Here is a 16,082-nt window from a genome sequence, read left to right on the forward strand (position 1 = left end):
TTGTGTGGCAGGGCCCCCGAGCCCTGCCACAGCGCCCGCTACTTGCGAGGAACGCTGTTCTCTTCTTTGGGCAGCTGCTGCCCGCCCGCGCCCGGCACATGCTGGCCGCGCTTCGCCGCATCCTGGCCCGGCGTGGCGCGCATGTCGGTGTCCACCTGGCCTTGTTTCAGGTCTTTCCAGGCCTGCAGGATCTTCGGGTCCGGCTGGTCGTCGGTCATGTCCGTGTCTTCGTCGCGCTCGTGCGGCAACTTCAAAGGCGTGTCTTCCTCCGCAGGCGGCAGCTCAAAGGGCGTGTCGGGCTCAACGGGTTGAGGGGGCACGGCGGGTTGGCCAGGCGGGCTCATGCGCGGCTCCCGGAAGGCAGGGCACCGCCCGACAAACCCTGGTGTGAACCGTGTTCACCCATGCCGATGGGCTTTCCCGCGACGATGGACACCAGGTCGCTCACGGCACGCACCATCTTGCTGTTGGGCGCGTCCCAATAGTCCGCCGAGTGCGGCACAAACTTCAGCAAGGCCAGGTTGGGTGAATCCGGCCCATCAGGAAACCAGGGGCGCGCAAAGGGCGACCACAGGCGTTCGATACGACCGCGGTCTGTGACGATCTCGCCATGCCCCGAGAGCGACACATAGGTGCTGTCGTCCAGATCGGTGAACGCCAGGTTGGCCACGCCCAGGCGTTCGACCTTGGACGAACGCGTGTCGGTGAAAAACCAGATCGCGCCACTGGCGTCCATTTCCAGCGCATACATCGGGCGGCTGGACAAGGAGCCGTCGGCTTCGATGGTGGTGAGCATCGAAGTGGCGATGTCTTCGATCAGCTCGGCAATGTGCTTGAGCTCGGGGGTGGTCTGGGTCTCGATGTTCATGGGTGGTCCTCGTCATCGGTGTGTGGAACCACCACGGTAGAAACAAACGCGGCGCGGGTCTGTGCGGTGGCGAACCTGCGAGCACATGCCCCAACAACGCGGCACTTGGCAGCCCGCCGTGATTCGAGCCAATCGACCAGGGCGCAACCCACAGATGGGGGATGGTTGCCCCTGGCGTTGTGGAAGCACCACCGTTTGAAACATAGGGTTTATTGGCTTGTTACTCTCAGCGCTCTCCTAACTTTGTTCATTCATTTTTTACATTTTTTCTCACATGACCTTCGCACACAAAGCCCTTGCCGCAGCCGTCTTCACCGTTGCTGCCGCAGGCGCCCAGGCCCAAACCCAGGCCCCCTCCAAGATGTACGCCGAAATCGGCTACGCAGCCATTGGCCTGGACTTCACCGACGGCGCGAACACGCTGAAATCCGGCCCCGGCGCCCTGACCGGCGTGCTCGGCTACCAGCTGCACCCCAACGTGGCCGTGGAAGGCTTCCTGGGCCTGGGCATCGTCAAGGACGAGATCGAGTTCAACGGCACGGGCATCGGCATCAACGCCAAGGTCAACAACACCGTCGGCGTCTTCGTGAAGCCCGGCGTCAAGGTCACCGAAAACGTTGAACTGTTCGCCCGTCTGGGCTACCTGCGCACCAAACTCACCCTGTCTTCAGGCGGCGTGAGCGTCAGCGACAGCGACACAGGCGCCGCCTACGGCTTGGGCGTGAACCTGAACCTGACCAAGACCTCGTACGTGCAAGCCAACTGGATGAGCTACTACAAGGAAGACGGCGTGAAGGCGCAGGGCGTGGCGCTGGCTTACGGCGTTCGGTTCTAAGTTTTGAGGGGATCAAGGGCTGCCACGGGGTGGCTCTTGATCTTCTGCTCGGTGAGTCAAAACGAGTGTTGGGGGCCACGATTCAGAAGATTTGAAACGCCATTGAACGTTCGTATTTGAGGTGTCGAATGATGCTGACGAATTCATACTCGAGCTGATCGTCTGGAAAAGACTGAGTGCTGCCGGTCAGCGGAAGAAATTCGGCGAGTGTAGTGCGCCCATAGCGGCCGTTTGCAGACCCAAGTTAATGGCGGCTTACGGCACTGAGCCGCTTCCGCCTCAATCCCGCAGTGTGTCGTAGCATCCCATCCAAACTATTGAGCGGAGGAGATTCGCGATGACGATCCTAGCGGCGATTCAAAAATGGTCAGAAGGCCTACCAGCATGGCAGCGCCATGCCATCGCAGTTCTCTACGAGCGCCCAACTCCGACCGCTGCCGACTTGGACGATATGTACGCCCTGCTGAAGGCTAGCAAGGGTATCGCTGATCCCCAAAACAGGCAGGCCCGGATCCTCACTCCCGAGCAAGTCGCCGCTCCGCATGTAAAGGCTGGCGCTGTGCAGCTCACCGCCATCAGGGATCTGCGCGGCGTTAACGCGCTCGCGGCAGGCAAGACTCTCCCGATCGCTCCTGCAGGCCTCACGGTCATCTATGGCGACAACGGCGTCGGCAAGTCGGGCTACTCGCGAGTGTTGAAGCAGGCGTGCCGGGCGAGGGACCAGTCCGAGAAGATTCACGGCAACGTCTACCTGCCTAAGGCCAAGCGCGAAGCGCCTTCGGCCAAGTTTGACGCCCTCGTGGGCGGCACGCCCGCCGAGTTCGCCTGGGCCGAAGGTGTCGCAGCGCCGATCGAGCTTTCCTCCATCGCTATCTTCGATTCAGCCTGCGCCCGGGCCTACGTAGACAACCACGGCGACTTCGCCTATGCGCCCTATGGCCTCGATATCCTGGCCGGCCTTGCCGAGGTTTGTGGCGCGCTAAAGGAACGGGCGGCGAAGGAACTACAGGCCTACCAGCCCAACTTGCTGCCGTTCCAGCGTCTCGCTCAAAGTCCTACCGAGGCTGGGCGGCTTGTCGCCGGGCTCTCGGCCAGGACTGGCAAGCAAGATGTCGATCGTCTCGCTGACATGACGCAAGACGAGACGGAGCGCACCGAGCTACTCGCAAAGACGCTCGCCGAGGCTGACCCGAAGAAGCGGGCAGCCGAATTGCGCGCAAGGGCGTCGCGGGTGGAGAGCCTCGCGAACCGCGCGGCCAAGATGGAGGAGGCGCTATCTGATCAAAAGGCCTTCGCGCTGCGCGCCTTGATCAAGAGTTCCGGTATCGCCAAGGCAATTGCAGAAGCGGCAGCGAAGAAGTTCCAGGCTCTCGACGCCTTGGAGGGGACATTCGGCGAGCAATGGGGCGCGATGTTCAGAGCGGCACGCGACTTCTGCGCGGTCTCGCCTCCCGTGTGCAGTTTTCCTCACCTTGGCGCGGAGGACCGTTGTCCGCTCTGCCAAAACGCTATAGGCAAGGACGGCGCAGCACGCCTAGCCGCGTTCGATGATTTCGTTAAGGGTGAAGCCGCGAGCCTGGCCACCGCCGCGCGCGCGGCAGCGGAGGGCGCCTTCCGGGAGGCCAGGGACGCGCCCATGGATCTACTGTTCGACGAAGCCCTTCGACACGATCTGGACGATCTCCCCGGCCTTGTCCAGGCGTGTGGCGATCTGCAGCCCGCTGCGGTCGCAAGACGCGACGCGATCATCAAGGCGGCGACTCCAAACGCAGGTCAGCCGTGGGATGCCCTGCCCGCGCTCTCCGATAGCCCCACCGCTGGCTTGCGGACCCTTGCCGGACGTTTGCGGCAGCAAGCGGTGACGCTCGAAGAGTCGATGGTTCTGAAAGAACGTGCGGAGATGGAAAAGGAATACGCTGAGTTGCGTGCCCGCCAGGAACTGTTCGCCCTCAAGGATGCGGTACTTCACGCCATCGAAGCATTCAAGCTGGCTGCAACTCTGGGCCAGTGTGTAGCTGCGACGGCCACCACTGCGATCTCGCGCAAATCGACCGACCTGACCAGTACGATGGCCAGTCATGAAGTGGCGGAAGCCCTCACTGCGGAGCTCCGGACGCTGGGCGTCCAAGACATCAAGGTCGCTATGCGGCCCAGTTCTGCCAGGGCCAAGACCACCTTCAAGCTAGTCCTTGAGACCGACGGAGGCGGCTCTCCGGCGGACGTGCTCAGCGAGGGCGAGCAGCGCGCTATCGCACTGGCGTCTTTCTTGGCGGAGGTTCGGCTTGGAAAAGGTTCTGGCGGCATCGTTTTCGACGACCCCGTCTCATCCCTGGACCACGTTCGGCGCGAGCGCGTCGCGAAGCGCCTTGCGTTAGAGGCTCAGGAGCGCCAGGTGGTTGCTTTACACACGACATCTTCTTCCTGAGCACGCTGATGGCTGAGAACGCGGTGGCGGGGATGGCTCCGATGGCGTTGACACTCACGAAAACAGCGGAGGGCTTCGGCGTGGCCGATGCGAGCCTTCCATTCGCTGGATCGGCCACCAAAGACCGCGTCGGACTGCTGCGGAACAAACAGGTCAATTGTGAGCGGCTAAGGAAGGCGAATGACCAGAGCTACACCTTGCATGCTCGCGATTTTTACAGCGACCTGCGCATGGCCTGGGAGCGAGGCGTTGAGGAGGTGTTGTTCAACAAGGTGGTGCAGCGCTTCCAACGAGGCGTATCGACCCTTGGGCTGGGCAAGGTATCAGTGGCTCCCGACGACGTAGCCCCCGTGATGGCGGGCATGACGAAGTGCTCGAACTACACCGGGCACGACGGGGCGCCGGAGGCCAACATTCCCATACCTGAGCCTGCCGACATGACAACCGATTTGAACGACCTTGAGACATGGCGCAAGGCGGTACTAGCGAAGAACAGGCGCTGACGGACATCCGTCGTCCCCAGCCGTCACATCATGGCGTGTGCGAGACGCGCGCATGACCATAAAAAATGTTGACCAAAACAATTGAAGGAACAAGGCATGAGCGATCTGCATCGCGATACACCCGAGTGGTTGCAACAACTTCGCTCGAAGCACTACGACGACCGTTTTCATCAGCTCAATGGCCTATTGAACACTTACAGCTCGGCGGTCTGGTCCTACTTGCTTGGGGTTAACGGAGGTGCTGCCGCTGGCATGCTCGCCTTCATCGGCGCGCGGTCAGACATAGCGAAGCTGCAATGGCCGTATTGGGTGCTTGGGGTGTTCGTTGTAGGGGTGGTGCTGATAGGCTTCGCCCATGCTTTCATGGTTCACAAGGCGCAGACCTTGATCGACAACTGGAATCTCAACATGGACCGGTATTGGCGAAGCGAGATTACCTGGAACCACCTTCACGTTCTCGACAACGGGGTAGTCGACGATCGGGCCAAGGTGCCGTGGATCCTAGGGTGGACTTCACTACTCTTGTTCTTCTTGGGAGTGTGCGGTGCTGCCTGGGGGTTTCGTAGCTTGGCATTTGCCGAGTAGTACGTGGAAGCCTTAAGCAACCAACGCGCGCCGGTAGCCAAGACCTCTTGTCGACTCAAGAGTACAGCCAGCTCATATCAAGGAGAGGACAGATGCGCGTTCTGTACAAGCTGACTACCCCACCTTCTGCGAACTCGCGAGATATGCGTGCATACATGCAGGCAATTCTGGAGGCAACTGGGCTCATGGCTGGCGAGCGATTCGATATCTCCAAGTTCATTACTAACTACAAAACGCATCTAGATTCTGAACGACTCGTCAAACATAAAGACGGAACCTATTCGCTAAGTGAGTCTGGCAGGCAGTACTTCATTCGCCGCCTTACAGAAGATCCAGTTGTAAAGGGGCAGCTAGTCAGTCGAGCTGAGGTCTTGGAGATGTTGCACAAGACAACGGCAAGCAGTCCCACTGCCGGTTGGAGCAAGATTGACCCCTAGTGGCCACAGGTCCAGCAAGGTGTTCCCGCCGCTAAGCCTGCCAATACTTCACTACGCCAGGTTTTCGGCTCAGTTGGAGTGTTGGTCATAGAACACGAGGAGCCTCCGCAAGCAAGCAGTCGTGCCGAATTGCGAGGGTCTGAACGACTGCAACGTGCCGCACAGGGTACGTTCGACGCACGAGCTTGTCCGACGGCTCACGCTGCACTGCGGCTGTTCAGCTCCTCAAAGTTAAGGGCTTGTTTGGGTAGCCATGCGCAGTTGATCCGACTCCGCGCTATCGGAACCAACTCAAGCCACCGGCCCCCGCAAAGCCGCATTCAACTGATCCACCACCTCCGCCCAATCCGCGTCTTCCTGGATCTCCTCGCGCAGCAGCGCGCTTTGTGAGGCGGTCCAGAACGGCGCGTCGGCCAGGCGCACGTCGTCGGGCAGCGGTGAGTGGTTGCGCAGAAAGGCTTCGATGGACGCGGGGTCGGACGCCAGGCCAAGTTGGGCGAAGAGGTCCGTGAAGCGGTGGAATGACTTTTCCATGATGAATTCCTGATGGACAAATGAATGGTCCACAGCGTACTCCTCGCCGCCCACCCCAACCTGCCCCTCTGCGGCTTGGCGCTTTGGTCTCACCCATAAAAAAACCCACCGCCCTTGCGAGCGGTGGGTATGAACAAGCCTTGGAGACTCGAGTTGGCTTGGAAATCAGAAGGTGTGGGCCAGACCCAGGGCATACACCTCGCGCTCGCGCACTTTGGTGCCCGCTGCGTCTTCGATGTCGCCGGTGGTCAGGCCTGCGTACACGCGGGTGCGCTTGGACAGGTTGTACGCCACGGCTGCGGAGAATGCGTCACCCTTTTCAAAGGTGGCGCTGCCCTGCTTGGCCTTGGCGGTGCTGTAGCCCATCGACAGATCGAATGCGCCGACCGGCACGATGGCGCCGATGCTGTAGCTGTCCGACTTGCGCGATGCCTCGTTCTTGACCTGGTTCCAGCCGCCGGAGAGGCGGAAGCTGCCGAAGTTGTAGGCGGCGCCCACGGTGTTGTATTCGAGGTTGCTGGCTGCCAGCTGGTTGGCGTTTTCCTGGTAGCCGTAGCCCACGTCCAGGTTGCCTGCCTTGTAGCGCAGGTTGAAGGCGGTCACGTCGCTGTCCACAGGCGCAGCTTGTTCGTCCAGACCGTAGCTGACGCCGGCCGAGAAACCAGCGAACGAAGGCGACTCGTAGCGGATCTGGTTGCTGGCGCGGTCGCCGTAGTCGGCCAGTTGGCCAACACCCAGGTAGCCCGTGGTGCCCACAACGCCTTCGGTGGTGGCGAAGGTGCCCGAGTCGAAGATGTTGGCACTGACGCTCAGGTCGCGGATGTCGTCGAACGAGGTGTCGTGGCGGCCGAACTTGACCGCGCCGAAACCGCCGCTCAAGCCAACGATGGACATGCGGTTGAACGCGCTGCCGGCGGCCTGGGTGCCGTCGGTGGAGTCAAAGCCCTGCTCCAGCGCAAAGATGGCCTTGAGGCCGCCGCCGAGGTCTTCGGTGCCACGCACGCCTCAACGGGTGGATGTGAGGCTGCCGCTGAACATTTGCGTGGTGCTGGTGGCCTGGCCAGGCGCGCCGATTTTGGACGAGCCGACCGAGCTGTCGATGCGGCCGTAGAGGGTGACGGAAGATTGCGCGAATGCGGCGCCGGTGGTGGCCAGAACGGCCAGAGCGATAAGGCTCTTTTTCATGGGGGGTGCTCCGAGAAAAAATGCAGGGCTTGTGGCCCTCATGCCTTGCACCATGCAAGTCGTTGCTATGATTTTTAACGAGCCCCCAACTCTCAGAATTACATTTGCGTAATGCAGCAAAAGGGTGGTTTTGCGCCCACACGCACCGGCGCATTTTTCACGGCGCTTTGCCCACCGTGGTGGCCGTTGCGGGCGGTGGCGTCCACCCGCCGCCCAGGGCCCGGTACACCGTGACCAACGCAGTCGCTGTGCCCACCTGGGCCTGCACCAACTGGTCCCGCGTGTTGAGCACTTCGCGCTCCGCGTCGAGCACGGCCAGGAAGTCGGTCACCCCCGCGTCGTAACGCAGCCGGGCCAGGCCGGCGGCTTCTTCGGCGTTGCGGACGGCCACGTCCAACCTTTCCGCGCGTTGTGCGCTGCGGCTGTAGCTGCTGAAGGCGCCTTCGGTTTCTTCCAGCGCCACCGCCACGGTCTGCTCGAAGCTGGCCAGGCTTTGTTGGGCGCGGGCCTCGCTGGCGCGGATGCGTGAGCGGATGGCGCCAAAGTCGAACGGGGTCCAGCTGATGCCGGCACCCAATGCGTAGCGGGCCGACTGGCTGTCGTTCAAATCACCGATGCGCGCGGCATTCAGGCCGAGCAGGCCCGAGAGCGAGAGGCGCGGGTACAGCGCGGCGGTGGCCACGCCGATGTTGGCGGTGGCGGCGGCGAGTTCGCGTTCCGCGGCCATCAGGTCGGGGCGGCGTTGCAGCCACTGCTCGGTCGTGCCCACGGGCAGCGTGGCCAGGTCGGTCACGGGCAGGCCGGGCAACGGCGCGGGTGCGGCGAGTTCCGCCAACAGGCTGCGCGGTGTTTGCGCGGTGAGCGTGGCCAGGCGGAACACGCTGCGCTCAACAGCGCTCTGCAGCGCGGGCACGGCGGCTTCGGTGTTGGCCACCAGGCCGCGGGCGCGCGCCAGGTCGAGCTGGGTGCCGCGGCCGTTGTCCACGCGGGCGTTGGTGATGCCCAGCGCGTCGCGCTGGTTCACCAGGCTGGCCTCGGTCACGCGCAGGCGCTCTTGCAGGCCGCGCAGTTCCAGGTAGTAACGCGCCACCTCGGCGGCCACCGCGGTGTGGGCCGCGTTCAGCCCGGCCTCGCTGGCGCTCACGCGCGCGGCGGCGGCTTCGCGGCTGCGGCGCACGCCACCAAAGAGGTCGATCTCCCAGTTGGCGACAAAGCTTGCGTCATAGGCCGTGCCGGTGCGCGCGCTGCGGGTGGTGCCGGGCTGCTGGGTGATGGGGCGCACGGAGCGCTCCACACTGGTGTCGATGCCCACGCCGGGCAGGCCGGCGGCGTCGGCCTCGCCCTGGTTGGCGCGGGCTTCCTGCAGGCGGGCCTGGGCCATGCGCACGTCGCCGTTGGCTTGCAGGGCGCGCTCGATCAGGGCGCTCAGCTGCGCGTCGTTGAAGCCGCGCCAGAAGGTGGCAATGTCGGCGGCGGGCGCCTGGGTGTTCACGGCGGTGGCGCCGGCGCTGATGAAGCGCGCGTCTGCCACGGCGGCGGGGCGCTGGTAGTCGGGGCCCACGGCGCTGCAAGCGGCGAGCGCTGCGGTGAACAGCACAGAGAAGGCAAAACGCTTATTCATGGCGGACTCCCTGCACGGCCACCTGCGGTGCGGTTCCGCTGCGGCGCGCTCGGCGGCGGCTGCGCAAGAGCGCATAAAACACCGGCGTGAGAAAGATGCCGAACAACGTCACACCCAGCATGCCGGAGAACACCGCAATGCCCATGGCCCGGCGCATTTCGCTGCCGGCGCCGCTGCCCAGGATAAGCGGGATCACACCGGCGCAAAAGGCAATCGACGTCATGAGGATGGGGCGCAGGCGCATGCGGCAGGCGTGCACGACGGCGGCAAACATCTCTTCGCCGGCTTCCTCAAGGTCTTTTGCAAACTCCACGATCAGGATGGCGTTCTTGCACGCCAGCCCGACCAGCACGACGAGTGCCACCTGCGTGAAGATGTTCAGGTCCCCGGGCTGCATGAACGGCGGAAAGCTGGAGAGCCACACACCAAACAGCGCCGACAGGATCCCCATGGGCACGATGAGCACGATCACCATGGGCAGGCTCCAACTCTCGTATTGCGCGGCCAGCACCAATATGACGAGCAGCACCGAAATGGCCAGCACCGCCGCGAGGATGGGCACCTGGGTCTGTGTGCCGGGCAATGTGATGTCGCGCGTCAGGCGGTCCTGGTAGCTGAGTTCGGTCCACTCGTAGCTCATGCCGCGCGGCAGCGTTTTCTTGAGCAGGTCTTCGATCTCGCCTTCGGCCTGGCTGGCGGAGAAACCGGGGTTGGCCGCGCCGTTGATGTCGGCCGAGGGGAAGCCGTTGTAGCGCGTCACGCGCGTGGGGCCGAAGGTGGGCTCCACCGTCATGAGCGCACCCAGCGGCACCATCTCGCCGGCGGCGTTGCGGGTCTTCAGGTTGGTGATGGCTTCGGCGTTGTTGCGAAACGGCGCGTCGGCCTGCACCACCACCTGGTAGGTCTTGCCGAACTGGGTGAAGTCGTTCACGTAGAGCGAGCCCAAGTTGACCTGCATGGTGTCGTAGATGTCGGCGAGGTTGATGCCCATCTGCTTGGCGCGCGTGCGGTCCACGTTGGCGTAGAGCTGCGGCACGTTGATGTCGTAGCCCGAATACGGCGTGCCGATGCTCGACTTCGGGTTGCCGTAGACCTGCCCCAGCGTGCCCCACACCGCGCCATACAACGCCTGCTCGCCCAGGCCGCCGCGGTCCTGCACCTGCAGCTTGAAGCCGCCGGCGTTGCCCAGGCCGTCCACCGCGGGTGGCGGCACCACGAACATGCGCGCACCCTGGATCTGCTGGATCGCGCCGTTCACCTGCCCGAGGATCGCGCCCTTGCTCAGGTCGGGCGTGGTGCGATCTTCAAACGGCGCGAGGCCGAAGAACACGATGCCTTCGTTGGGCGCGGCCGAGAAGCCGGCAATGGAGAGGCCGGGGAACGCCACCGAATCGATGATGCCCGGCACCTTGAGCGCGATGTCGCTCATCTCGCGGATCACCGCGTCGGTGCGGTCGATGGAAGCACCCGCGGGCAGCTGCGCAATGCCGATGAGGTACTGCTTGTCGGGCGCGGGCACGAAGCCGGCCGGGATGCGCGCAAACAGCACCGCCATGACGCCCAGCAACACGGCGTAAACGATGAGCGCGGCCGACTTGCGCCGCACCATGCCGCCCACGCGCTGGCCGTAGCCTTCGCTGGCGCGGTGGAACACGCGGTTGAACCAGGCAAAGAATCCCCCGAGCACCTTGTCCATGCCGCGCATGAGGCAGTCTTTGGGTGCGTCGTGCGGGCGCAGCAGCAGGGCCGAGAGCGCGGGGCTGAGCGTGAGCGAATTGAAGGCCGAGATCACCGTGCTGATGGCGATGGTCACGGCAAACTGTTTGTAAAACTGCCCGGTGAGGCCGGGCACAAAGGCCAGCGGCACGAACACCGCGCACAGCACCAGCGCAATGGCGATGATGGGGCCCGACACCTCCTGCATGGCCTTGACCGTGGCCTCGTGCGGCGAGAGCCCGCCTTCGATGTTGCGCTCCACGTTCTCCACCACCACGATGGCGTCGTCCACCACGATGCCGATGGCCAGCACCAGGCCGAACAACGTGAGCGTGTTGATGGAATAGCCCAGCAGCAACAGGAACGCAAACGTCCCGACGATGGACACCGGCACCGCCAGCAACGGGATGATGGACGCGCGCCAGGTCTGCAGAAAGATGATGACCACCAGCACCACGAGCGCAATGGCTTCGAGCAGCGTGATCACCACTTTTTCAATGGAGGTCTGCACGAAGCGCGTGGGGTCGTAAACGATGCTGTAGCTCATGCCGGGCGGAAAGTTCGCCTTCAGCCGCTCCATGGTCTCGCGCACCTTGTTCGACAAGGCCAGCGCGTTCGAGCCCGGCGCCTGGAACACCGCGATGGCCGCGGCTTCCTTGTTGTTGAGCAGGCTGCGCAGCGCGTAGCTACCGGCCGAGAGCTCCACCCGGCCGATGTCGCGGATGCGGATCATGCCGCCGGTGGCGGGCTCGGCGCGGATGATGATGTCGGCGAACTGCTCTTCGGTGGTCAGCCGGCCTTGCGTGTTCACCGCGAGCTGGAACTCGGTGCCGGTGGGCGCGGGCGGTGCGCCCACGGTGCCGGCGGCCACCTGCGCGTTCTGCTCGCGGATGGCGGCCACCACCTCGGCGGTGGTGAGGCCGCGCGCGGCGAGCTTGGTGGGGTCGAGCCAGATGCGCATGGCGTAGTCGCCCGCGCCAAACAACAGCACCGATCCCATGCCCGGGATGCGCAGCAGATCGTCGCGCACATTGAGCTGGCCGTAGTTGCGCAAATAGAGCGCGTCGCGGCTGTTGTCCGGGCTCACCAGGTGCACCACCATGGTCAGGTTGGGGCTGCTCTTCTCGGTGGTCACGCCGATCTGACGCACGATCTCGGGCAGGCGCGGCAGTGCGCGGTTGATGCGGTTCTGTACCGCGGTTTCGGCGGCCTCGGGGCTGGTGCCGATCTTGAAGGTGACGGTGAGCGTCATGGCGCCGTCGGCGGTGGCCTGCGAATCAAAGTACAGCAGGTTCTCGATGCCGCTGATCTGTTCTTCGAGCGGCGTGGCCACGGTCTCGCTGATCACGCGCGGGTTGGCGCCGGGGAACTGCGCGCGCACCACGATCTGGGGTGGCGCGACCTCGGGGTATTCCGAGAGCGGCAACTGGAAGATGGCCAGCGTGCCGACAAGGAAGATGAAGATGGAAAGCACACCGGCAAAGCGCGGCCGGTCGATGAAGAAGCGTGAGATGTCCATGGTGGCGCTCCGCTCAGTTGGCGGGCGCCGGGGCTTGCGGGGCAGGCGTGGCCGGAACGGGCATGCCCTGTGCGTCCACCTTCAGCACCTGCGGCGCCACCGGCACACCCGGAATGATGCGCTGCAGGCCGTCCACCACCACGTTCTCGCCGGCCTTGATCTGGCCGCCGCCCACCACGCGCATGCCGCCCTGCAGGGTGCCAAGCTGCACACCGCGGAACTGCGGCTGGCCGTCGGCCCCCACCACCACCACGAACTTCTTGCTCTGGTCGGTGCCGATGGCGCGCTCGGGCACCAGGACCGCCGCATAAGGCGCGCTGGTGGCCATGGTCAGGCGCGCGGCGAGGCCTGGCACGAATTGGCCTTGGTTGTTGTCGAAAGTGGCGCGCAGGCGGATGGCACCGGTCTGCGGGTTGAGACGGTTGTCCACAAAGTCGAGCGTGCCCAGGTGCGGAAAGCCGTCTTCGTTGGCCAGGCCCATGCGCACAGCGGGCGTTTTTTCGTTGGCCGAACGGATGCGCAGAAAGGTCTGTTCGCTGCCGTCAAAGTAGGCGTGCACGCGCGACACACCGGCAATGCTCGTGAGCACACTCTGTTCGTTGACCAGGTTGCCAGCCGTGATGTTGGCTCGCGAGGCGCGCCCGGCAATGGGCGCGCGCACGGTGGTGTAAGACAGGTTGAGCTGCGCCACGCGCACGGCGGCTTGCGCGGCCTTGATGTCGGCGTCGGTGGTGCGCGAGCTCGACGAGAGCTGGTCGAATTCCTGCCGCGAGACGGCTTTGGCGTCGAGCAGCTTTTGCGCGCGGGTCACCTCCAGGGTGGCCAGCTCGGCGCGCGAGCGGGCGGCGGCCAGTTGAGACTCGGCCCGGGCCACCTCGGCCTGGAAGGGACGCGGGTCGATGGTGAAAAGCAGCTGGCCTTTGGACACCAGCGCGCCATCGGTGAAGTGGACCTTGTCCACCACACCGCCCACGCGGGGGCGCAATTCAACGTACTCGGCCGCTTCCAGCCGGCCACTGAAGGTTTCGCTGTCGGACACCGTGCGGGCCACCGCAGGTGCCACGCTCACCGGCGGGGCCTGGGGCGGGCCGCCTTGCGCATCGGCCGGGCCGCCGCAAGCGCCGAGCCACGACGTGGCCACCAGAAGAAGAAACCACAACGCCAGAGGGATGCCCCGGCGCGGCGCGCACGACGAATTGTTCATGTTCAAAACCTGCAAAAGGGTTCATGACCGTTCCCGAAGCAGACAGGCACACCGGTGAAAGTGCGCCATCAAATTCCCGGCAGCGCTTTGACGCATAAGGAATTCTCCGCTCGGGCATTTCTCAACGGCGCGAGCATAAAGGCTCTCGGTCGCTTTGGTCGACCCCCTTTTGGGGTGGCCTGGCCCGGGCGCAAGGTCTTTCGACCAGCGCTCACACAGTCACCGTCTTTGTGAACACATGGCCAAGGCGCCGGACTTCACGCGCCGGGCAGTTCTTCGCGCGCTTCCACCACGAGCTGGCGCACCACCGAACCCGAAGCCGCCGCCACCGCGCGGATGCGCAAGGCCCGTCCGGTGGGAAGCTCGATGCGGCAGTGGTAGTCCAGCCCGTCGGTCTGGCCGGGGCTGTTGCTGGCGATGCGCCGGGTCCATTTCTGTTGGCCGTCGAGCTCCACCGTCAACGCATGCCAGGAGAGCGCCAGCGGCTGAGGCACGCGCACCACCAGCGTCACGTCCACGTCGAAGGTGCGGTGGCGTTCCAGCGAGCCGGGGATGTTGAGGACCGCCACCGAGGCGCCACCCGCGTCGCAACGCCAGACTTCGGCCTGCGCCTTCATGCGCTCAGCAGCTTTTTCAGTTCGCCCGTTTCGATGAGCCGGGCCACGTCTTCAGCACCGCCCACCAGCACGCCGCGCACGAACACCATGGGAAAGGTGGGCCAGCCGGTCCACATCTTCAAGGCATTGCGCCGGCGCCACTGCGAAAAGTAGCTGCCGATCTCCAGGTAACCGTGGGCCACACCGGCGGCGTCGAGTGCCTTGCGGGCCTTGCCCACCCAGGGGTTGCCCGACATGCCGAACACCATCACGGCGTTGCCGGCCACCTCGGCCTGGGCCTGGCGCAGCAGGTCGGCGTGGAGGTTGGCCACCTTCTGCCGGATGGCGGGGTGGATGGCGGTTTCGTCGAGCAGGGGGCGGGGCATGGGCGTTCCTTGGGCGGTCCGGAGTGAGGGCCTGAACTGTAGTGGGTGTTGATCCCCACCGCTGCATGCAGGTGTACTCGCCCCGGGCGCCGGGCTGCCCGGCGCGGGGAATCAGGCGTGGTGCAGCTTGAACACCGCCACGGCGTGCACCATCTGCTCGGCCTGGGCCTTGAGGCTGGAGGCGGCTGCGGCGCTTTCCTCCACCAGCGCGGCGTTTTGCTGCGTGGCCTGGTCCATCTGCGTCACGGCTTCGCCCACCTGCGCCACACCCGAGCTTTGTTCGACGCTGGCCGAGCTGATCTCGCCCATGATGTCTGTCACGCGCTGGATGGAGCTGACGACTTCGGCCATGGTCACACCTGCGCGGTCCACCAGGGCGGTGCCTTGCGCCACGCGGTCCACGCTGGCGTTGATCAGGCCCTTGATTTCCTTGGCAGCTTCGGCGCTGCGCTGCGCGAGGTTGCGCACCTCGCCGGCCACCACCGCAAAACCGCGGCCCTGTTCGCCGGCGCGCGCGGCTTCCACGGCCGCGTTCAGCGCCAGGATGTTGGTCTGGAAGGCGATGCCGTCGATCACGCTGATGATGTCGGCGATCTTCTTGCTGCTGTCGTTGATGCCCTTCATGGTGTCGACCACCTGGGCCACCACGTTGCCGCCCTGGGTGGCCACGGTGGACGCGCTCTGCGCGAGCTGGTTGGCCTGCTGGGCGTTGTCGGCGTTCTGGCGCACGGTGGAGCTCAGTTGCTCCATGGAGGCGGCGGTTTCCTCGAGTGCGCTGGCCTGCTGCTCGGTGCGGGCCGACAGGTCGTTGTTGCCTTGCGAAATTTCAGCGCTGGCCGAGGCCACGCCTTCGGCGTTGCCGCGCACATTGGAGACCACGCGGGCCAGGCTGTCCTGCATGCCTTTGAGGGCTTGCAGCAGCTGTGCAGCTTCGTCGCGGCCCGAGGTGTCGATGGCTTGCGTGAGGTCGCCGGCGGCTATCTGGCGCGCGCTCTCGGCGGCCTGGCGCAGCGGCACGGTGATGGAGCGGCTCAGCACGAAAGCAGCAGCAGCGCCCAGCAGCAGCGCCAGCACGCCGCCCGCCATCAGGATGTTGCGGCCGTTGGCGGCCTTGACTTCGGCGTCATTCAGCGTGGCGTCGTAAATGCCTTGCTGACGCTCTTCCAGCTTGGAAATCGAATTCAGGTACGCATCGGCCAGGGGGCGGAGGTCGCGATCCAGCGCGGCGCTCACGTCTTCACCCGCCATGCGCGCCTTGAGCAGGTTGGCGCGGGGCGTGCGGTAGGCCTCACGCGCAGCATCGATACCGGCGAGCAACTGCTTGCCTTCTTCGGACTGCACCAATTCGATCATGCGTTTGCGCGAAGCCAGCGTGACTTGCGAGGTCTTGTCCATGTCGGCCTGCCAGGCTGCGATGCGGCTGGTGTCCGAATCCAGGATGGCGGCGCGGGTGCGCACCCAGTTGAGATCGATGGTCTGGCGCCAGCGCGCGGCCAGTTGCAGCTTTTCGTTGTCTTCGGTGGCCAACTGGCGCGTGGTGCTGGAAAGCTCCTGCAGGCGCCAGACGCCGATACCGGCCATGAGCGCGGTGATGAGCAGGACCAGGCCGAAGGAAATGGCCAGGCGGCTGCCGACCTTGATGTCGTTGAGTTTCATGGGTCACCGGTT

13 protein-coding genes and 1 pseudogene are annotated in these 16,082 nt (G+C 64.6%); 4 read left to right on the top strand and 10 right to left on the bottom strand.

Features of this window, described 5'->3' with window-relative positions; translation table 11 throughout:
* Positions 1–38 precede the first annotated feature (38 nt).
* Together BSY239_RS14915 and BSY239_RS14920 are read right to left on the bottom strand one after the other, a co-directional pair.
* A complete protein-coding gene (locus BSY239_RS14915; RefSeq protein ID WP_069047483.1) occupies positions 39–344 on the bottom strand; it encodes a hypothetical protein in 306 nt (101 codons plus the stop codon).
* Positions 341–868: a pyridoxamine 5'-phosphate oxidase family protein gene (locus tag BSY239_RS14920; protein WP_069047484.1), complete on the bottom strand. Its 528-nt coding sequence runs from the start codon at positions 866–868 to the stop codon at positions 341–343. Before BSY239_RS14920 ends, BSY239_RS14915 begins: the two co-directional genes overlap by 4 nt.
* Before the next feature lie 274 nt (positions 869–1,142).
* Between BSY239_RS14920 and BSY239_RS14925 the strand changes: the two genes are divergently transcribed.
* From BSY239_RS14925 to BSY239_RS14935, 4 genes are all read left to right on the top strand, one after another.
* Entirely contained in the window at positions 1,143–1,703 is a 561-nt protein-coding gene (locus tag BSY239_RS14925; protein ID WP_069047485.1) for an outer membrane beta-barrel protein, read from the top strand.
* Between the two features lie 337 nt (positions 1,704–2,040).
* Entirely contained in the window at positions 2,041–4,128 is a 2,088-nt protein-coding gene (locus BSY239_RS14930; RefSeq protein WP_083240000.1) for an AAA family ATPase, read from the top strand.
* 8 nt (positions 4,129–4,136) lie between these two features.
* Complete coding sequence (locus BSY239_RS22160; RefSeq protein WP_083240001.1) at positions 4,137–4,631, top strand: hypothetical protein; 495 nt, start codon at positions 4,137–4,139, stop codon at positions 4,629–4,631.
* Between the two features lie 96 nt (positions 4,632–4,727).
* The gene (locus tag BSY239_RS14935; RefSeq protein ID WP_069047486.1) at positions 4,728–5,216 is read left to right on the top strand and encodes a hypothetical protein; all 489 of its coding nucleotides are present in this window, start codon (positions 4,728–4,730) and stop codon (positions 5,214–5,216) included.
* Positions 5,217–5,944: 728 nt separating this feature from the next.
* Here the strand turns inward: BSY239_RS14935 and BSY239_RS14940 are convergent.
* The 8 genes and pseudogenes from BSY239_RS14940 to BSY239_RS14980 all read right to left on the bottom strand — a co-directional run bounded on the left by BSY239_RS14940 (position 5,945) and on the right by BSY239_RS14980 (position 16,070).
* Complete coding sequence (locus tag BSY239_RS14940) at positions 5,945–6,187, bottom strand: DUF2789 domain-containing protein (RefSeq protein ID WP_069049008.1); 243 nt, start codon at positions 6,185–6,187, stop codon at positions 5,945–5,947.
* Between the two features lie 165 nt (positions 6,188–6,352).
* Positions 6,353–7,426: pseudogene (locus BSY239_RS14945) on the bottom strand (porin).
* A gap of 103 nt (positions 7,427–7,529) precedes the next feature.
* Positions 7,530–8,993 (bottom strand): efflux transporter outer membrane subunit, encoded by a 1,464-nt coding sequence (locus BSY239_RS14955; RefSeq protein ID WP_069047489.1) that lies wholly within the window; start codon positions 8,991–8,993, stop codon positions 7,530–7,532.
* Complete coding sequence (locus tag BSY239_RS14960) at positions 8,986–12,228, bottom strand: efflux RND transporter permease subunit (RefSeq protein ID WP_069047490.1); 3,243 nt, start codon at positions 12,226–12,228, stop codon at positions 8,986–8,988. Before BSY239_RS14960 ends, BSY239_RS14955 begins: the two co-directional genes overlap by 8 nt.
* A gap of 13 nt (positions 12,229–12,241) precedes the next feature.
* Positions 12,242–13,432: an efflux RND transporter periplasmic adaptor subunit gene (locus BSY239_RS14965; RefSeq protein ID WP_069047491.1), complete on the bottom strand. Its 1,191-nt coding sequence runs from the start codon at positions 13,430–13,432 to the stop codon at positions 12,242–12,244.
* 257 nt (positions 13,433–13,689) lie between these two features.
* Positions 13,690–14,049 (bottom strand): hypothetical protein, encoded by a 360-nt coding sequence (locus BSY239_RS14970; RefSeq protein ID WP_069047492.1) that lies wholly within the window; start codon positions 14,047–14,049, stop codon positions 13,690–13,692.
* Complete coding sequence (locus tag BSY239_RS14975; protein WP_069047493.1) at positions 14,046–14,414, bottom strand: glutaredoxin domain-containing protein; 369 nt, start codon at positions 14,412–14,414, stop codon at positions 14,046–14,048. Before BSY239_RS14975 ends, BSY239_RS14970 begins: the two co-directional genes overlap by 4 nt.
* A 111-nt stretch (positions 14,415–14,525) precedes the next feature.
* Positions 14,526–16,070 (bottom strand): methyl-accepting chemotaxis protein, encoded by a 1,545-nt coding sequence (locus BSY239_RS14980; RefSeq protein ID WP_069047494.1) that lies wholly within the window; start codon positions 16,068–16,070, stop codon positions 14,526–14,528.
* Between the last annotated feature and the right edge of the window lie 12 nt (positions 16,071–16,082).

This window comes from Hydrogenophaga sp. RAC07, from assembly GCF_001713375.1.
GTDB lineage: Bacteria > Pseudomonadota > Gammaproteobacteria > Burkholderiales > Burkholderiaceae_C > Hydrogenophaga.